Source organism: Pseudomonas sp. JAI111 (assembly GCF_024809425.1).
In the GTDB taxonomy this organism is placed as follows: Bacteria; Pseudomonadota; Gammaproteobacteria; order Pseudomonadales; family Pseudomonadaceae; genus Aquipseudomonas.
In genome coordinates this window covers 394,100-411,972 of sequence record NZ_JANUCB010000001.1, presented here as the reverse complement: position 1 = coordinate 411,972, position 17,873 = coordinate 394,100, and the positions used below count along the sequence as shown (strand labels likewise).

General features: G+C 55.3%; 13 protein-coding genes. 2 read left to right on the top strand and 11 right to left on the bottom strand.

Annotated features, from left to right (window positions below; translation table 11 throughout):
* Positions 1-68: 68 nt before the first annotated feature.
* The 6 genes from HNR03_RS01960 to mobH form a co-directional block, all read right to left on the bottom strand.
* Positions 69-1,670 carry a hypothetical protein gene (locus HNR03_RS01960; protein WP_259150405.1) on the bottom strand — a complete coding sequence of 534 codons (1,602 nt, stop codon included), beginning with the start codon at positions 1,668-1,670 and terminating at the stop codon, positions 69-71.
* A gap of 153 nt (positions 1,671-1,823) precedes the next feature.
* The gene (locus tag HNR03_RS01955) at positions 1,824-4,799 is read right to left on the bottom strand and encodes a TrlF family AAA-like ATPase (RefSeq protein ID WP_405046045.1); all 2,976 of its coding nucleotides are present in this window, start codon (positions 4,797-4,799) and stop codon (positions 1,824-1,826) included.
* 449 nt (positions 4,800-5,248) lie between these two features.
* The gene (locus tag HNR03_RS01950) at positions 5,249-7,231 is read right to left on the bottom strand and encodes a hypothetical protein (RefSeq protein WP_259150402.1); all 1,983 of its coding nucleotides are present in this window, start codon (positions 7,229-7,231) and stop codon (positions 5,249-5,251) included.
* Positions 7,221-9,161 carry a hypothetical protein gene (locus HNR03_RS01945; RefSeq protein WP_259150401.1) on the bottom strand — a complete coding sequence of 647 codons (1,941 nt, stop codon included), beginning with the start codon at positions 9,159-9,161 and terminating at the stop codon, positions 7,221-7,223. The genes HNR03_RS01950 and HNR03_RS01945 overlap by 11 nt, the downstream gene beginning before the upstream one ends.
* Positions 9,158-9,808, bottom strand: coding sequence for a hypothetical protein (locus HNR03_RS01940; RefSeq protein ID WP_213569584.1), 651 nt, complete (start codon positions 9,806-9,808; stop codon positions 9,158-9,160). The genes HNR03_RS01945 and HNR03_RS01940 overlap by 4 nt, the downstream gene beginning before the upstream one ends.
* A 293-nt stretch (positions 9,809-10,101) precedes the next feature.
* Entirely contained in the window at positions 10,102-11,826 is a 1,725-nt protein-coding gene (gene mobH, locus HNR03_RS01935; protein WP_259152066.1) for a MobH family relaxase, read from the bottom strand.
* A gap of 231 nt (positions 11,827-12,057) precedes the next feature.
* Between mobH and HNR03_RS01930 the strand changes: the two genes are divergently transcribed.
* Positions 12,058-12,252, top strand: a complete 195-nt coding sequence (locus HNR03_RS01930; protein WP_027912535.1) for a hypothetical protein — start codon at positions 12,058-12,060, stop codon at positions 12,250-12,252.
* Positions 12,253-12,385: 133 nt separating this feature from the next.
* Here the strand turns inward: HNR03_RS01930 and HNR03_RS01925 are convergent, their stop codons facing one another.
* Entirely contained in the window at positions 12,386-13,348 is a 963-nt protein-coding gene (locus HNR03_RS01925; protein ID WP_259150398.1) for an ArdC family protein, read from the bottom strand.
* A gap of 129 nt (positions 13,349-13,477) precedes the next feature.
* Entirely contained in the window at positions 13,478-13,807 is a 330-nt protein-coding gene (locus HNR03_RS01920; protein ID WP_259150397.1) for a hypothetical protein, read from the bottom strand.
* Between the two features lie 453 nt (positions 13,808-14,260).
* On the opposite strand from HNR03_RS01920, the gene HNR03_RS01915 reads away from it, so the two are divergent.
* The gene (locus HNR03_RS01915; protein ID WP_259150396.1) at positions 14,261-14,671 is read left to right on the top strand and encodes a DUF3742 family protein; all 411 of its coding nucleotides are present in this window, start codon (positions 14,261-14,263) and stop codon (positions 14,669-14,671) included.
* Here the strand turns inward: HNR03_RS01915 and HNR03_RS01910 are convergent.
* Genes HNR03_RS01910 through HNR03_RS01900 form a run of 3 tightly spaced genes read right to left on the bottom strand, consistent with a single transcriptional unit; the run spans position 14,664 to position 17,871 of the window.
* Positions 14,664-16,202: a conjugal transfer protein TraG N-terminal domain-containing protein gene (locus tag HNR03_RS01910; RefSeq protein WP_259150395.1), complete on the bottom strand. Its 1,539-nt coding sequence runs from the start codon at positions 16,200-16,202 to the stop codon at positions 14,664-14,666. The genes HNR03_RS01915 and HNR03_RS01910 overlap by 8 nt on opposite strands.
* Positions 16,203-16,212: 10 nt before the next feature.
* Positions 16,213-16,521, bottom strand: coding sequence for a hypothetical protein (locus HNR03_RS01905; RefSeq protein ID WP_259150394.1), 309 nt, complete (start codon positions 16,519-16,521; stop codon positions 16,213-16,215).
* A 3-nt stretch (positions 16,522-16,524) separates the two neighbouring features.
* Positions 16,525-17,871 carry an integrating conjugative element protein gene (locus HNR03_RS01900; RefSeq protein ID WP_259152064.1) on the bottom strand — a complete coding sequence of 449 codons (1,347 nt, stop codon included), beginning with the start codon at positions 17,869-17,871 and terminating at the stop codon, positions 16,525-16,527.
* Positions 17,872-17,873 lie beyond the last annotated feature (2 nt).

Here is a 17,873-nt window from a genome sequence, read left to right as displayed (position 1 = left end):
TTCAACTCTGGTGTCATCCACCAGCCCGGCCCACCCCCGTGCGGCGGATACCTGAGCGCAGTAGAGGGTCAAGGCAGGGAGGCATCCAGCGCTGTTTCGAAGGCAGATGCGTTGCCCCTCAGAACGTGATCTAAACTTCCGAATACATTCCGAAGCTCTTGCCGGTAGGCGGCCTTCGTTGGCAAGTTGGCCCCCTGGATCACGGCGGTCAGGAATGACGCTGCAACATCCGCCATCTTCGGATCGCCCTGGAGTTGCACATGGTTGCGAATGGCGATTTCTAGCAGATACGCCTTGAAGGAAGCAGATAGTTTCTCACTCGGAATGATGTCTTGCAGCATTGCGCCAAGCACCTTAGTAGCTTCCTTGGAGATGTAGTGGCGATCAAAATTACCGGCAGAACGCGTTGCCTGCGGGATTTCAGAGTCATCCATCCGCGCGCACTGCTCAGCCCAATCCGTGGCGATGCTGACGAGGCGATAGAGGATATAGTGAAAGGGCGTCGGCCACTCCTGATAGGCATTTTCGTCGGGTGATCCGGACATTTGCTTGAGGATATTTTCGGCGAAGTCGTCAAAATAGTGCAGCCACATATGGTCTTGGAGTCCCTGGTGGATGCCTTCGTGCACCATGATCTCAAAGAGCGTGATGCCGGAATTGATTGGACAGCGAAACCGCCCGCTCTGCTGGTAGGAGCCTAGCGGCTGGTTAAGCTTCTCGGCCAAATTCCGGTCTTCATCCAAGCGGCGGCATACTGAGTCACCTATTGCCGCCTCCAAGCCGTTCTTCACCGCCATGGCTGCATCAGCGAAGAAAAAGCGAAGTAACCGATTGCTTTCCGGCAAATACAAGCGGCTTCCACCATTAAGATTTTGATTGTTTTTCAGCTCGACATAGAGGCGGCTTCCCGGCGCGTCCAGCAATGCTTCGATGTAATGCGCTACGAAGTCGGAGCGTATTGCTTCGTCAGTCTCCAGCAGTTTTAGACAGAAATGTGGGTGCGCCTGCGCCAAGTGAACGATCAAGTCAGGTGAGGTGAGCAGATTCAACAGGATCTCCCGGGCTTGTAGGCTGGCCTGGTCTCGCTCCGCGCATCTTGATTTCAATGTTTGCAACACGCGGCGCCACTGTTTGCGCCAGGCTGAAGGGGATTTAGGGGCTTCCCCACGCAGGAGCGCAGCCAGTTCATTCTTGGAATTGCCCCGGTTTTCGATCCAGCGCACCAGCCAAGACTGTTGCTGGGTCAGGGAAATGAGTGTCGGCAGTTGGGGTTCGACCAGCAGCACCAGCTCATCGTAGCGTTTCGTCAGGTGCAGATTTTCGATCAGCTCACGAAAGACGTGAACTCGCCCTCGGGCCAGTATCGGAAAGCGTGTTCGCCAAAAGAAGTAGAGCGCCACCGAGAGCAGCAGCAGATACACCGCACTGGAACTGTCGAGCCCCCATTTCCAAGGCCCCAAGCTGTAGTACAGCCCAAGTTGCACCAAGGCCGGGGCGAACACCAAGTAGTGGACAAGAAAAAGCACTGTTCCACCCACGACCCAATCCACCCAGGTCGTGCAGAAGCGAAGCCGGAGTCGGTTAGTGGGAGAGATGAGCGCCCACACGGCTGCGATGACTCCCAATATGGTGAGCAGGCCGGTAGTGTCTATAGGAGCGGAGGCCGTCATTGGAGCTGTTGCATCCTTCCGTTGGTCGATGGGATTACACCCAGGTGCAATTTGCGTCCATACCGGTGCAAAGCATCAAGGTGAGGAAAACCGATGTTTGTTCCCAAACATCGGACAATCAATCTACGCATCGAGAGCTCAATGCCGCAGCCGTTAGCGATCCAGCCTAACCCTCAATCGACGTGCGCGTTCGCGGAAAGCCTCTTCGCCGCCCTCCAGAATGTCGCAAACCGCCTTGCGAATAGCAGTGTTCTCAAGGCCGCCAGAAGTGTATTTGAATGGGGGCAACCCACCAGCAGGATGCGGCCCGGCGTCGGCGACAATGATTTGGTCCGCATCGGTGTTGATGACAAGGTTGGCATTGTGCGTGACCATGATTACCTGGCGTTTGGCCTTGGCCGCGATAAATAGGGCGACCAACTCCTCGAACACAGATTTGGGGTCCAAGTTCTCCTCTGGCTGATCGATGATAAGTGGCCGATCGTCAGCATCATCCAGTGCCAAGTAGAGAAGGAGAAGTACGATTCCCCGCGTTCCAGGCGACAGTTTGCGGATATCCATTCCGTCATAGACTATTTCGTATCGCACCGAGATGTGATCGGTGGCGAAAAGCCAGTGCGCGAACTGCTTCAACCAACCACGAAACTCTGCTTGTTGATTCTGGCCAAAAGGGGCCTGGCTCAGAAGGTCGCGCATGTATAGCGAAATGAAGTTCGCCATCGCTGCCTGTACGTCGGCAGCCGACCCTGTTTCCCATGCTGATCGTAGGGTTGTGTCCGCCAGAGCGATTAGTGCACCGCGGCCTTGGAATGGCCCGGCCTTCCGTCGGTCGAGAAGGTCTTCTTCAGCCACAGCTCCCCAGGTGGCAACGTCGACGACGCGGCGAACCGAGAACCCGAGCTTGCGAAGTGTGCCGGTGGACGCATTCAAGCGCGCCATCAGCGGTCCATAAAGATCGGAGAGCGAATTCTGCTCATTGATGATCGCCTGAAATACTCGGCCATAAGCCTCATCGCGCTCGCTTTGGAGCTCCTTACGACGCGCGCCAGCGCCTTGAGCGTCGGCTAGGCGTGATTGAAGGGTAATGAGCGCGGCGTTCTCTTGGGCGATGCGCTTTGACAGGGTGGAGTACTGACCGCGAATGATATTGTCGGCGCTTAGTAGGACCTCCAGCCGGGCCATTTCAGCCAACAGCGTATTGAGGGTTAATTTGGAGAGGTCAGCAGTATCTGGAAAGAACGGCGTGTTCAGGTCGCTGGTCGGAGTGGTCGGACCTGTGAGCGCTGCAATTTGCTGATCGGACCATGTGACATAGCTGGTCAAACTCGTATCGACATCGCCTTTATAGATCAGCAGAAATTCATCCCATTGCTCCTGACTGAGGCCGCTGAGAACATGCCGCTCCTTGGCTTGGCGAAGCAGCTCGGGGGCCTTGGTATTGCGAGTGCTGACGACCTCATCCTGCAGAGCAACGAATGTCCGGCGCTGATTGCCGTAGGCCTGGATCGTGCCGCGCAGCGTCTGCACGGCCTGTCCGAGCTGGGTATGGCGAATGGCCTGCGCCTCAGTTCCCTTTACGACAAGCTTGGCGAGATCTTCGTTGTAACTTTTGATCTGGCCGGTCTTTTGCGTGACTTGCAGCGCTAGGCCTGTGACAGCAGCTTCCTTTTCAATCTCCGTGGCAATGCGCTCGGATAAATCGGCGATTGCCTCAGCCTCCCGTTCTCTGGCCTGCTGGAAACGGGCGGTGCGAAAATCCCTTAATTCGGCAAAGTCGATAGCGCCGTCAAGATCATCCTGCGGGTGGGCATCAAAGATCACACGCTCTATCTCCGCAATAAGTCCATCGGAGACGCCAGCAGAGGAGCAAAGCTCCTCTACGAATTGCTGCGACAAATAGCGCGCTCGGGGAAAGGCTAAATGACCGTTTGCATCGCGACCGTCGAGGAAGCGTGTGACTGAAGCACCTCCACCCCATGTCAGCGTTGCAGTCGCGTGGCCAAGCAACTGGCGGGCACGGACGAGAAATGAGGGGCTGATATTTGCGCTCGCACTCCAGCTACCTGGGGTGATTGCGTCACAGCCGGCTGCAATCATGTCAGCAAGCGCGGTCTTGCCTGAGCCGCGCGCGCCGATGATTGCGATGAGCCCAGGATTAAGTGGTATGTCCGGAGTTGCTGCCCAACTCGCGTCTCCGATAGCTATGTTCGAGATAACTTGGGAAGGCATGGCCGTGGACGGCGATTCGCTGCCGACATAAGCACGACCTTCGGGGTCGATACAAGCCTGGCGGAGGGCATCGAACTCTAGACCACCCTTGATCCACGAATAACGCTCTTCAATCGGCTGGCCTACGGTTTTCTGGTCGTGTGCGTCGCTGCCGTGGAGGCAGGGCTTGCAGCCGCCATATCGCTCCTTCAGCTGGTCGAGCGTCACGCCCTTACGACCAGACCAGAATTCGCGCTGTGCCGTACTACTTGAGAAGATGATGTGGGCGAACTTTTCGATCTCCTGACGCATGGTTGCGTCTGCGGCTTGGCGCAACCCCGAAGTTCCGTCGCCCGTCGCGCCTGCAACCGCGATGAGGATGTTGGTCTTCGCCCAATCGCTCTCTCGCATAACGCGGCGAAGCTGGTCAAAATTTACCTTGAATTGCGTGGCACCGTGCGAAAGCGCCGCACGATCATCGAGAATGCTAGTGTCGGCTTTCTTCCCGAGCGAAATCAGATCTTGGCGAGTGCAGTTGAAGGTATCGCCATGCGCCTGGAACTGAAGGCGCTGAAGGATGCGGTGCAGTTCTGCGACGTGGTTCGGGTCTTCAGGGCTGACTAGGAGATGCAAATTGACGAAGCCAGACTTTGCAGCGACATCTAAACGCAATTCGACGTTGGGAAAAATGAGCTGCACATCTTTTAAACGGCCAGCCGCCTTTTGCCTTAGCACCTCTTCGTAAGTGTCAGTAAGGTAATAGTCAGTCACCGCCAGCGCCTCAATTTTCGGCGCGACTGTCTCAAGTTTTTTGAGGTAGACATCCCAAGGGGAGTCGCTGCCAAACTGATTATTTAGGACAGTTCCCGGCGCATGGATGTGCGGTTCCCAGCGACGCCATTCAGACCCACGACCAATCATTTGCTCATCCTTGGCGGCCATAGACCGTCCTCATGACCATCTTTGAATACCTGCTCGGCGTGACCGAAGCAGACGTATTTCTAACACTTTATAAGATTTCTGGAGGGATGAGCACTTAGCTAGGCACAGCAATGCCGGCTCTCCAAGAACTAAGTCGATCTTTTGGAAGGAGGGATGAGGTATCTGCAACGTCGGCGCGGCAGTAGTTCAGCAATTCTGCGTGCACGAAGATTCCACGTTCCATCGCAGCCTCGAGTCGAACCGTCATGCAGACATCACGATGCCGCTGGCATGGTCCACCTGTTGCATCATGTGCGGATCGTCCTTAATTTGGGAACTCGGAAGGTGTGTTGGCTGTTCGCTTACGGCTCGTTTAAGTAATAATGAATTTTGATAACTTTGCATCCTACTTATTCTTCACTTAGTTCTTTAGGTTCACAGGGCACGGCTTAGACTTTCTTCTTTGGTTTGTTGGTCTTTGGGGATAGCGAGGACGGGGATCGCAGATTTCCTGGTACTCGGAAAATGACAAGGTGGCGCGTCACTTGGCTGCCATGGGGAACAAACGACTCATACCAAACGCACTCTTCAAGACTGGCAGGCGGATCGCTACGCTCCACGATTTCCAAAACCCCCAGGAATCCCAACTTCACGTTAGTGTTCTGATAAGCGCCAGCTTGGTTGCAATATTTCCGAGCAGCATCCTTGTCGAGATGGCCATGGTGGCGCTTCATTTCAATTATGAGCCGATGGGTACCGAAGCCGGCATAGATATCGGCTCTGCCCGTTGCGACTCCTTCAACCTCCGTTTTCAGGTCGCAGGAAGGAAAGTTACCGGCTAGCCATTGCCACAGGTCATTCTGTAGGTCGAACTCGGTAGCATCCGGGTCACGCAAGTAATTTCCGCGGTCACCAAGTTCTTTGACTCCTGCATCTTGTCTGCTTTGGCAGAACAAGATGATTTGCAACATCATCTCGTCGAAATCTGCGCGAACCTCATTTTCGTAGTCAAGGCACTGAGTCAGTGCCGTGGCCATACCGCGAAGAAGCTTCTGGACGATGGGGTTCGCGATACGACGTTCTCGCCCAATTCGCGTACATAGCGCTTGCTCCAGAGCTTCCGCCGCTGCAACGGAAATTTCTGGAGGGAGCCTGTCATAGTTGAGTGCCCTTAGCAGCTGTGGATAAGGAGAGGCACTTGACGACTTTCCCGCAGGCACACTGCCGTCCTTCAGCTGGGTGATGCGTGCTCGCAGCAAGTTTGATGTGTCGGCGTGTACCTGCATCCAGCTGTTTTCACTGAGCAGTTCGTCGAGATGTCCAAGGAGGCCACGTTCTCTAACAAAACTGGCTTCTATTCTGGGCTGGAGTAGCCTGCCTAGACCGCCTTGGGTCTGAAATGAGCTGTCTGCGTCGTACACGATCAACAGCTGTTCCATTACTGACCAAGCTTTTAGCCAGCTTGGTTTCTGCAAATCCGAAGCCGCGCGCTGTGTGGCTATAACCAGTCTAGCCCACTGGATATCACGATCACTTCGAGTCTCTAACCAATCTGGGAGCTGGTAGCGATTGAGTTGCCGTGCTCGGTCGGAGACCGCTTTCGTTAGTCCCTGAAGGGAAGGGCGTAGTTCTAGTTCAGAAGCCTCACGCCAGAAGCCTCGAACCAAATCAATGGCGAAGCAGTACGCGGTCGCATCAGCGCGATCATCGTCAGTATGTTGAGCTCGCTTGAGCAATGTGTATGCAGTTTCCAACTCCAAAAGCACTTTGTCGATAGATTCAGCATCTAAGGCTAGTGACAGGTGGGCAAGTCCAAGCTCAAAAGAGGCTTCCCCTTCGGCTTCTGTCGTATTGCGTAACCGATCTAGTGTGGCAAGTAACTCATCGTCACGCCATACATGGAAGGCAGCCCCAGTAAGCTTTGCTGCATGCGCCGCAAAGATTCCATCGGGATCGGGATCGGAATCTAGACTAGCCATAATTCTCAAGGGCGAAAATTTGCTTATGACACCTGTCAATGCAAGTCGAAATAGCGCCTCTAGCGCGTAGGCAGCGAGAAGATTCTGCATTGGCTCGGAGCGGTTCTCTACCCGCAGTTCCAAAGCTTTCGTCAGTCGAGCAGATATCCTCTCACGTAGAGAGGAGCTGCTAATAACAGTGTTAGCGGCGTCCCTAAATGAGCTGGCGTTGTCGGTTTCGGCGAATCCACGAAGCAGTAGTGCATCAAGCACCTCTGTATCCTGGAGTTCGGCTTCGCTTGCTAAGCAGGCAAATACATCCAGGTAAGGTGCTCTTGCCACAATGTCAGCTTCGGATTCAATGGCTCTTACACCTCCTAGAGAAGAAACGGTTATTGAAGTCCCCGATCCAAGATGATCCTCAATGAGGCTTAGGACTGATACGGTGGCGTGGTCCAAGTGACTACCAGACATAACCACCTTCCGGGGCTACACGACATCTCTCATCTCCCAACGCACTGATAACAGAAGGAGCATTGGCGCTGGCGACCAGTATCTGCAATCCAGCGGTTTCATCTGCCACCTTGCGCAGCTCCTGCAGTAAGCTTGCGAGATCGCTTTCGCTGGTTTCCTCTGCGCCGGGCGAATCGATGATCAGTAGCCCCGGATGGCGACCAACTCCGCACTCTTGACCGATGCGCAGCAGTGCGATGGCTGTGGCGATACGCAGCCTCAGTCGTTCGCCAGGCGTTAATTTGCTGAATGACGTTTTTTGGCCACCCTTGATAACACTCATCCGCGATTCTGAGCTGAGTTGAATGTGTTCCAAGCCTAACGCTCCGAAAGCATTTCCCAGTCGAAGGATTTCTTGGTTGAGTTTTTCAAGGAGATCTCCTTTGCTGGCATCGAAGGCTAACTTGGCTTCATCGTGTGCGATGCTGACCAGCACTATGTCTTCTGGAGGTTGATGCCCGACAGGTGGAGTGTTGTATTCCTGAAGTGCGCCTTCTAGACGTGCTATTACCAATTCCGCATCACGGCGTTGTTGGAATGCGTTGCTTTTCGTAGCTGCGTCTAGCTCACCTTTTGCGCTCTTCAAATCTGTTTCGACTTTCTTGTGATTGAACTCCAGCTGTTTGAGCAACGACTTGGCATTGGTCAGGGCGTTGCTTGATAGAGCAAAGCGGTCGTTAGCTTCCTCAATTGCATCGCTGGGATCATCCGAATCCAGCATGATGGGCTCGGAGCAAAGAGAGCAGCTCTGATCTTCACCTTCACGGCGGATCCGCTCCTTGGGAACGGCTGTCTCACAACGGGGGCAGCTGCTAGGTAACAGGCCATTGAAAAATGCTGTTGTGACCAGATTTTCTCGTAGGTTTCGTAGTGCACGCTCATCAGCGTCTGCGGTGCTCTGAAGGGTTGAGATTTCTATCGTCGCGTTTACGAGGCTTTGCTCAAGAGCAAGTGTCTGTGTGGATAGATCAGATATTTTGACGGAAAGTCTGTCCAGTGATTGCGCGGTGACCAACTCTGAACTGCTTGACTTAAGCACCTCACGCGCGATTTTTAGATCGGAGGCGATTCTTTCCCGTGACAGGCTTGTTCGGTCTGAGGCGGCACCCGTGATGCGGCTGGCATGTTCGAGCTGTTGCTCCAGTTCTTTCTTCACGGTTGCCGCCTGCATGACGGTACTCGCCCATGGCAGGCCCACAAAAAGTTGGAGCATTCGTGCGGGAAGACCACCCATGACGACATCTCCCAACAGAACCTTGTGGTCACCGCCGAAATAGAGACCGCCGGAAAGAGCGGTCCATCCATGAGAGATAGTGATGCCGCCTTCATCATTCTTCTGTCTGGAGGGAATGGGGTCTAGATCGAAGGTGTTCATCATGAATCTGGACATCGCTGCAGCGAATCCCTCGTCGCTGCTGAACCGGTCGACCTCGTCGAATGCTCCATCCGGTCGGCACTTTATGAGTGCGCCGTTTGGCTTCTTGTTAGTGACATCAAATTCTACGGCGTACTGCCGTTCATCCAGGTTGAAACTGACCCGAACCCAGTCTAACCAACTGCGCACGTCGTCCTGCAGGCCCTTAGGCTCGCCGCGCAAACACCAAAGAATAATTTCTAGTACGCTGGACTTACCAACCAGGTTGGATTTCCCTGTGTTTCCGTGACTAGTAACCGCCCAGACGCCGGAGGAGAGGTCTGACCAACTGAAGTCAATCGGATCGGTCAGCTTCCCTTGCTTTTTCCCCCGGAATTTGACACTAGTGATAGTCAGAGTTGGCGTCGGGCGAGTGGCCCTGTCTGCGGAGATGCCTCGTCTATGCAACGAGGCTTCGGCCTGTTCAACGGAGAGACCAGCACGGTTGGATACAGTTTCAAGCCAGCTCATGGTCATGCGGTTTGTCCCTGCATAATTTCGTTCAAGCGATTGCGAACACGATCCGTTATGGGCGCGATGATGTGCTTGAGTTCAGTGTCGGCGTACTCGGCTTGAAGGTACTGACGATCCTTCAGAGCTTTCCCCCCGGTATCGCCAGCGACTCTTGCAACGACCGTGGCTCGCTCCTTGTACCAAGAGATTTCTACAGCCTTTTCCGCCAAATCTGTCATCGCTTGCCGTCCCTGAGCGGTCAACAAATAGACATGTTCTCGAACATGCCCAGGGACACCCTGTCGGCGGATGCGTACGAGTCCTGCGGAACAGAGGATTGATAGCGCATTGTCCAGGGGCTCAAATGCGCCAAAGTGGTAGCGAATCATAGGTAGGCGACGAAGATCCGGTTCCCGCGAGTCGAGTATATTTTGGGCGAGATCTAGCAGGGATTGTTCGTTTGTGCTCTCGAACTCGATGAGCAATTCGTTCGCAAGGTAGTCAGGGTTGCGCATCCAGAAATCTAATGCTTGCAATCGTGATTGCGCGCGTAGAATTGCTACTACGTCAGCTCCCCAAGCGTCATTGGTGACATTGGTGGAGGCGGCATCAATACAGGCGAGAAGGCGTACCGCACTTTGGCGATCGCTTGCTACTGGGAGTAAGCTCAAAGTTTCACTTCCCCATGGTTTCTGTACCCTTTGAAAGGTGCCTTGATGTGTGACTAAGCATGAGATTCCTTGCCTATGCTGAAAGTGACATTAAGGCACATTAACATCATTGGGTAGCCATTTGCGACGAGGGATCTTGGCGGCCCTAGTCACACCATAGGGAGGAGGCGACACATTCGAGCGGTCGCCTAACTGAGATCAAGTCAGTGTAGCTTTGGAGTGGGTTTGGCGCTGCTGAAGAGTGAAAGGCTGCGTTTGGGCGAAAGCGCATAACGCCGTGGTACCGCGGAAATTTAATGTTCTACGATTTTAAGAAAAAGGTTGTCGGGTGGTATCAATTCAAAAAAATGCTTCGGACTCTCAATCAAGTACCCCTTTAAGGTTGTTTTCTTCCTAGGGCCTTGCACTTGGCATGTCCAGATATTTAAACCGTTGTCTCGCTTCCTGTGGACCTTTAGCTTCTCGAACTGCTTTTGCACCCAACGCCACTCTTCGATCTCTTGGCAGGCGCCCTGAGAGATACCGGGGAATTCCTGCGTATAGCGTTGAAAGAGGCCAGGCGTGACCAAAAATACGCTCCCATCCACCGTGTGGATTTTAGCCCTGCTGTCGTTGATGATCAGTTTGTGGCTGAGAATGCCTTCCTTAACCCAATTCAGGAATACCTGGCCCGGGTTATCCGATTGAAGCGTTGAAGTATCGTCAGCACTTTCCGACAGTGCATCATTGGCCTCGGGCTCGTCCAACTCGAACATGTCCAGCAGCGAGCCGAGATAATCGGCATCCTCTAGCGCCATGGGGGCCGGCTGCGGTTGGCTTTGACCTGATCCTGCACTGACTGTCTCGGGCGCTGATGTTGGTAGCGGGGTGTCAGCTGAGTGTTCATGAGCCGCAATGCTCACTGCTCCGCTAAATGCCTCAGGTCGGTCTTCGCTCCCCCAAATCAACGCCGGTTGAAGGCGCAAAAAGGTAAAGCTCTGCTGCCAGTTTCCCTGAACCACTAGCGCGGTCCAGATGGCTTTGCCTTCCGGCGTGGACTCCACCAATCCATGCGATTGCAGCTCATCGAACACCGCGAGGTTGGATGAGGGAATGCCCTCAATCGATTGCGACAGCAGATAGGCTCGCAGCTTGTCCGTGACCGTCTTGCTGACGAGCCAAAGCGCGTCCTGGGTCAGCCATCCCGCGGCACCTGGCTGGTTGAGTTTCAGTTCGTGCTGAACCAGATGACGCAGTCCGTTGATCAAGTGATGTTGCAGCGAATGAATCGGTGCTTGCAGCGCCTTGCTCGGGTTACCACCGATGTTCTGTGCGGTGGAAACGCGGTCGGCCTGCATCACCAACTCACCGAGCACGCCGGCACGTTCGTACTGGCCCGCCAGGACATACAGCAGATTGGCCCACAGTGGCGGAAATCCACTGAGCCAATCGAGGATTGGCCGGTCGAGAATCTGGTTGTAGAGCAAGCCTGCGGCCGCGCCGTGCAAGTAGTAGTCGCGCCCCTTGAGATAGCGGAAACGATACGGCAGATCCAGGGAACCCTGCCAAGGATGCCAAACACGGCCATCCTGGCGTTCGACCAGCAGGTCCACGGCGATCTTGCCGATGTCATGGAGCAACGCGCCATAGGCGATGCCAGCGGACCAGGCGTCGGTCTGGGCAGCTTGGTCTTCGGGTGCGGCGCCGGTGGGAAGCAGATACGACTGACGCAATTTCAAACTACAAGCGACCAGCTCCAACCCATGGTCGAGCATGCCGCCAAGATAAGCATGGTGGTGCGTCTCGCTGGCTGGAAGCTGCTGGACCAGCTCGGCATACCGATGGATCGGATTTAAATAGAGCTGGCTGAATTGCGGATGGGAGAGGGCGGTGTACTGCCAAATGCGATCAAGCAACTGGCGGCGATGCTCGGCTGCTAACAAGCTCTGGGACGATTCGATGGACAGGTACCCATCGGCGACGTTTACGGTTGGTGGCGGAGGAGGCTTTTGCCTTTTGTGCCGAAACAGACTGAGCATCATGGTCCTCCCGGGAACTGGCAGAGTCAGTGGCCTTTTAGCCTTTTCGGATAGGGCTCTTACCCTTGACTCCCCATTCCCTTCCAACCCTTACCGGTCCTTTTGACGCGTTTCCCTTTGTGCGGCAATCGGAATATCGATATGTCCTGGTACCGTTTTGTTGGATACGCATGCTGGTACGAAAAAGGAAAGTGTCGGTACACTGCGGTGCGAATTTTATTGGGTCTTGCCATGAACCTCACAGACGCCACGCTCATACTGCTGCTCGCGGCACGTATCCATGGAACAGACGAAGCCGTTAGGGCTTCGGCGAAGAGCGTGGTCAAGAAGCTGCCGCGCAGCAAACGCGATCTGATCTACAAGGTGATCGACAGCCGAAGTCCACTCGAGCTGGTGGATTACCTGGCTGAGAATCTGGATACGTAAAGGTGTACTGCGGTTACGGGATTACTTCATGTTCTTGCGTCAGAGCTCCGCAGTGTGGGGATTTTTCTGGACATAGAAAAAGGGTCCAACTCGTGTTGGACCCTATCAAGCGTGTGCAGCGGTGAGGTGACGATCAAGCTCCATCGTTCATGCATCGCGAGTCATCCATTACCGTCTGCTTCCGTTGTTGCTCCAGGTTGAGCACATACTCCGAAGCGCATCGGGCCTGGCCACTGGCGCGGAAAATCGCGCGGTTGTCAGCCTTGAGCAGGCCGAGCCAGGAGTCGATATAGCCCTCGTGCCGAAGCTCTCCCCGTATACCGGCGTAGGCACATAAAAAAGCGGCGCCCATTTCGGCGATCAACTCTTCAAATGCATAGCCTGGCGAGCCAAATGGACACGGAGAGGTCACGCCTTCGCGCTGCAATCGAGAGTGGTGTCCGGTCCAGTGCGTCAGCTCGTGAAGTGCAGTGGCGTAGTATCCACCTTGATCGTGAAATTGCGATTTTGTCGGCAGTTGGATGAGATCCCTGATCGGGTGGTAAAAGGCTTCGTCGGCAAATCGATGAATGATATGCGCGCCCGAACTTAGCAACAGGTTTTCGGCAGCACTGTTGGGGAAGAAGGGATCGCTCGGTTCTGTCTCGAGCACGGTTTCGTTGAGCGTTTCGAGTCCCTCCGTTTGCTCGATGTTGAACAGAAAATGCGTCTTGAGAATGCCAAAGTGGGCGACCTTGGGCTGACCGTTTTCATCCAGTACGGGTTGACCTGACTCGGTCTGTTCCTCGCGCTCCATCGGCTTGTAGAGCACTGCCAGGGTGCTGTGCTCACCCTTACGAATGTGCCCGCCGGCTTTTTTGGCTTGATTGAAGGTCAGCCAGCGATCTTGAGTGAACCCCTGCAACCTAGCCTCGGCCCAGAGCAACGGTAAATTGATGCCCGAATAGGGACGCTGCGTGATGGCGTTGATGGGGTAGGGTTGGTGTTGACGGACGTCGGCTGAGCCACTTGAGGACCAGGGTTTGATCCAGGGGGCTACGCCTTGGTCTAACGCGGCAACGATTTTGTCAGTCACGTCTTGGTAAATATTGCGCATGGCATTTTCCTCGAAAAAGCGGAGGAACGCCTCGCCCGTCGGGGAGTGTTCCCCGGTGGGTTTTGGTTGGATTGGTGCAGGACTGCGCACAGCTGAGTTGGATCAGTAGCCGGGTATGGTCGTTTGCGCTCAGCGTGGCTGCTCTTGCGCAAGCGCTATCAGTAAGGCGTCAGGTTGGTCTGATGCCTGAAGCAGACTGAGGCTCAGTCGCAGCAATGGTTCATGATCTGCATCACTCGCTGAGGCTAACTTGGCGACCTCGAACACCACGTAGGGTGCGTTTGGATCGGCCAGGTGAGCTTTGAAGGCTGCGCGTACCACGTTGCTCAGCCTATCGAGCTGCAGCTTTTCAGGATGATTTGAACCATCGAGCAATACTGCGTGTTGCCACGCGTCTGGAGTAAACACAACGGGCAAGCGCAGCGTGTTCAGCGTTTCTGATGTGAATAAATCGGACATGGTGTACCTCCGTTGAAGGCGCGAAGAAACCTGTCCCGTGCGGGAAAGAATTTCCCGCGGTGGGTTGAAGAAAAAACAAAAGGTTTTTGGGCGAGCAGAGCTCGAAAAACGCTTAGAAGGGCAGTAGGCGTTCATCACCGTATAAAACGATGATCGTGCGAGCCACCGAACGCTAATCGCACTTGGGGGGAGCCATCACCTGAGTGACGTAGCTTTGAAGGCTCTGGCTACCTGGGAAGGTGCTGTCGATAACAGCGATCCGTACTCTCTATGTAGCTGGATGATATGGATGGGTCAACGGCCATAGAGGCGCTGGTACACGAGCTGCGTCTTCTGTCTTCCAGTGAAGAGTTTTAGACCGAGCAAGCTGATAAACGGTTAAGCGTGGGCGGTTTTCAGTAGTAGGCTGTACTCTCGATTTTCACAGGAATACTCTCAGAAGAGGTCGCAATCATGCCGGCTCAGCAGCCAGTTCAAATTTCCCGTGCACACCGCTGGGCATATGCATGCGGTATGTCGGCCAAACGTGGTTATCGCAGGTTGAAAGGGTTTGAATCTCGTGTAGCCAAGCGTGCGGTGGCGGCGGGTATGCCTGCCGGTGGGCTATTGGTTCGCGGGAGCTTTCTGGTTACGAAGCTGGCATTAGTCCTTGGATTGCTCTTTATCGGTTTCTGGCTGGTCGCTTCTGTAGTGACGATGATCGCTGTAATTGGGCTTCTGGTGTCCAAGGCTGCTATTGACGCGGATCTTGACGGCAATGATCCAGGACCAGATTTTTTAGGGGCCAACTCCTATCTAGGCTATTACGACGATAATGGCCATTACATCGGTCATTCCAAATCATCGAATAGTGATATCAGATGATCCTCTTCGTAGCACCCATCAACTGATCTGTGCCTTTGCCTGCCGCGCCATGCGCTGCCTTGCTTGCACTTCCTAGCATCCCTTCAAGGCTGCTGCCAATTGAGTAGCCTGCCCAGCTCATACCAACCAGAAATAGACCTGGCAGAACCAAGAACATTGCCCCCATCGCATACTCAATCACTTGCGCCGTGACCGTTCCATCCATAAATCCGGATGTCGGCAGCGACAACAGCACCTGATTGGACGCCGACACCTGGTTGTACAAGGTATCGAGCATGCTGGAGTCGACCCAGCGGGCCAACTCCCACCAGAAGGTGAGCATGTGCAGCGTGAACAGTGCGAACGTCACCGTCATGACGGTCTTTAGCTGGTTGGTACTGACCAGCAGGATCAGCGGCAAGCTGATGATGACACCCATGATCAAGAAAGCCTGCACCATCGGCAGGGCGGCGCGTAGCGCATTCATTGCCGGGAAGTTGCTGAAGGAACCGAGGGCCAGCCCAGTGTTGGTCGCCAGGTTATTGAGCCCCTGATTGATCGACCCACCGCGGGCACTGGAGCCATAGTCCTGATAGACCTGTCCTGGGGACATGGACATTGATTGTTGGCGCGGGCTGACCAGTTCGCGCAAGGTAGCGTCTTCGATCTCGTTGCTTGAGCGGCCAGTCAACCAGCCTTTCAACTGAGTCAGCAGTGAAGGATCGACCTGCTCGATCAAGCGCCCGCGCAAGCCGACACCGCTGTCGCTCCACCACTGCTTGCAGGTGGGGTAGCCCGCGCCATTCTCTAACCGAGGCAAGGAGACATCGCGGTTTTCATCATAGGGCCAGTCGACGCGCGGTGTGCGTGAACGATCCGTATCGTAGTAGCCGGGCGTGTCGAGAAAATAGCTTGAGCCTATCCAAGAGGCGTCATGACTTTGTGCCTTATCCAACTGTGGGCGGTTAGTGAACAGTCGAGAACGGGAATAGCCATAGCAGTCGCGAGTGAAGTCGGCGACTTCCTGCAGCAGTACCTGGCTGTCGATGCGCGATGTGTCAATCTCCATGCGTATTTGTCGAATATCCGGTGCGCAAGGTATGGAGGCGGTGGCGGCCGCGGTGATGCCTTTGCTCAAGGCATGCACCAAAAACCACCAGATCGGTACGTTGGCGGAGCGTTCGCCAATGGTATTGAAGGTCGTCCCCCAGGCGGTTTCCGCTGGCTTAGCCACGCTCACGCCGCAGCGTTGACTCGTCGCATCATCGAACGCCATTGACGTGAGGCTCAACGGAAAGACCGGCGCGCAACCGAATAACACGACGATGTAGGCCAGCCACAACCGGTTCTCTATCCGCGGTACCGAGAGCAATCCCTTGTTACCTTCATCCGCGCCTTGCTGACGGGCCGACAACCATTCTTGCAAGATGATTGCACCAAAGGGCGCGGCGAATAGCCCAGTGTCGGACAGGACACTCCAGAGGCCGTTGTTGATGATCCAGGCCAGCAGCGAGAGGTAAAACTCCAGGTAGCTGTTGGTGCTCATGAGCATGGTGGTGACCTCACAATCGGGTGAGTTCGACGCAGATAAAGAACACGAGCCCTAGTGTCCCGATGCGTTTCACGCGCAGTCGATCCTGTGGTCGATGTCGGCAGCGCCGAAGCAGATCCCACCAGAGCGCAGAGAGGGCGCCGTAGAGCAGGGCACGCCACCATCGCAGATAGGGCCGTAAGGATTCGAATGCCTGCTGCCAGGCCTCGAAACTACCCAGCGCAGTGCGGCCGATCCAGGCGACCAGTGCGGCGGCCAGAATCATCACCGTGGCAATCCCCAGACCTGAAAGTAAAGTGAATCGCGGTGAGCGTTTCATGGCTCACTTGCGCCTGGCGTCAGCATCACGGAGTCGACCGGGCTCGGGGTCGCCTTGCTCGACGGTACGCGAAGCACCGGCACCACCGGCATGCCGATCAAGCACCAGGCTGGCGGTGTTGGTGGCCAGCATCTGCCGGACCTGCAGTTCGGTTTGTAGCAGGCGTATTTCGCGCTCCAGGGCGTCAATGTTTTTCGTCAAGGCGGTTTGGGCCGGCTCGGCGGAGGCGATGTTCGGTTCGTGACTGCCCGCCAGCAGCGTGCGCAGTAGCAGCAGTGCCTTGTCGAGTACACTGGACAAGGCCGTCTCACTGGCCAGGCGCTGCGCCAACACATCCTGATCAGGATCGTCGCGCAGAGCTTCAACCACACCTCGTGTCACCGGCAGCATTGAGCTGGAGGCTTTAGCCAGATTGTCTGGGGTAAGCGGCAGAGAGCCAGACAGCAACCCTTGCAGGGCTTTAAGGCGTTCGCTGTAGGCTTCCTGGATCAGCGGCGTCAATCCGCTGCCAGCGGTCGCACGCAGGGTTTCGCAGGTGTCGCAGGTCGAGACTTCGCTCTCGCCCAACACGCGAACGGCCCATTCGGATTCCTCTTGGGGTGAATTCCATGTTTGGCAAATAGCCCCACCCAGGCAGTCGCTGCTACTAATTGAGGTGCTGTCATCCACCGACCGGTTATGCAGCAGGTTATAGCCCGCGCGCACCACGTCGGCGGTCACTCGAATGGGTGTCTGCCCATTACCTCCTGCCTTCGAACCGCCAATCCAGGACACCCCATTATCGCCATTACGAGCCTCGGTGTTTTTTACCGCGGCCACTGCATCACCGCCGGTTTGCTCCAGATTACCCTGCATCTCCTGGTTCTTGGCCAGTGCGCCCCAGCCGGCTTGACCGACCTTGTCTGCCATCTTTTCGGCCATGGCCTGGCAGGTCAGCTTGGAACGGTCGAAGTCGATACGCCCCTGCAACACCCCGTTACTGAGCAACTCATAAAGGCCGGGATTGGCGCGCTGGATGATCAACGCTGGCAGCGACATCACCGCTTGGGTCGCGTTTTGTACAACGCTGCCCATGATCTGCTGGAAACCTTCGGTGACGCCGTTCAACTGGTTCTGCAGGGTATTGGTGAGGCTCATGTTTCCGCACATCATGTTGGCTCGCCAGGACCCGCCGACCCCGAGACCGCTGGGTCGGTAAAGCGAGCTCGGTGAGCCGACTGCTGAACCGCCACCGATGGTGTACATCACCCGGTCGTCGAGCACTTCGCCCTGCGTGCCCAGCCGGTAATTATCCTCGGCGGCGGGGACATGGGACGCAATGGCCAGCAGTCCACAGAGCAACAGACTCATCA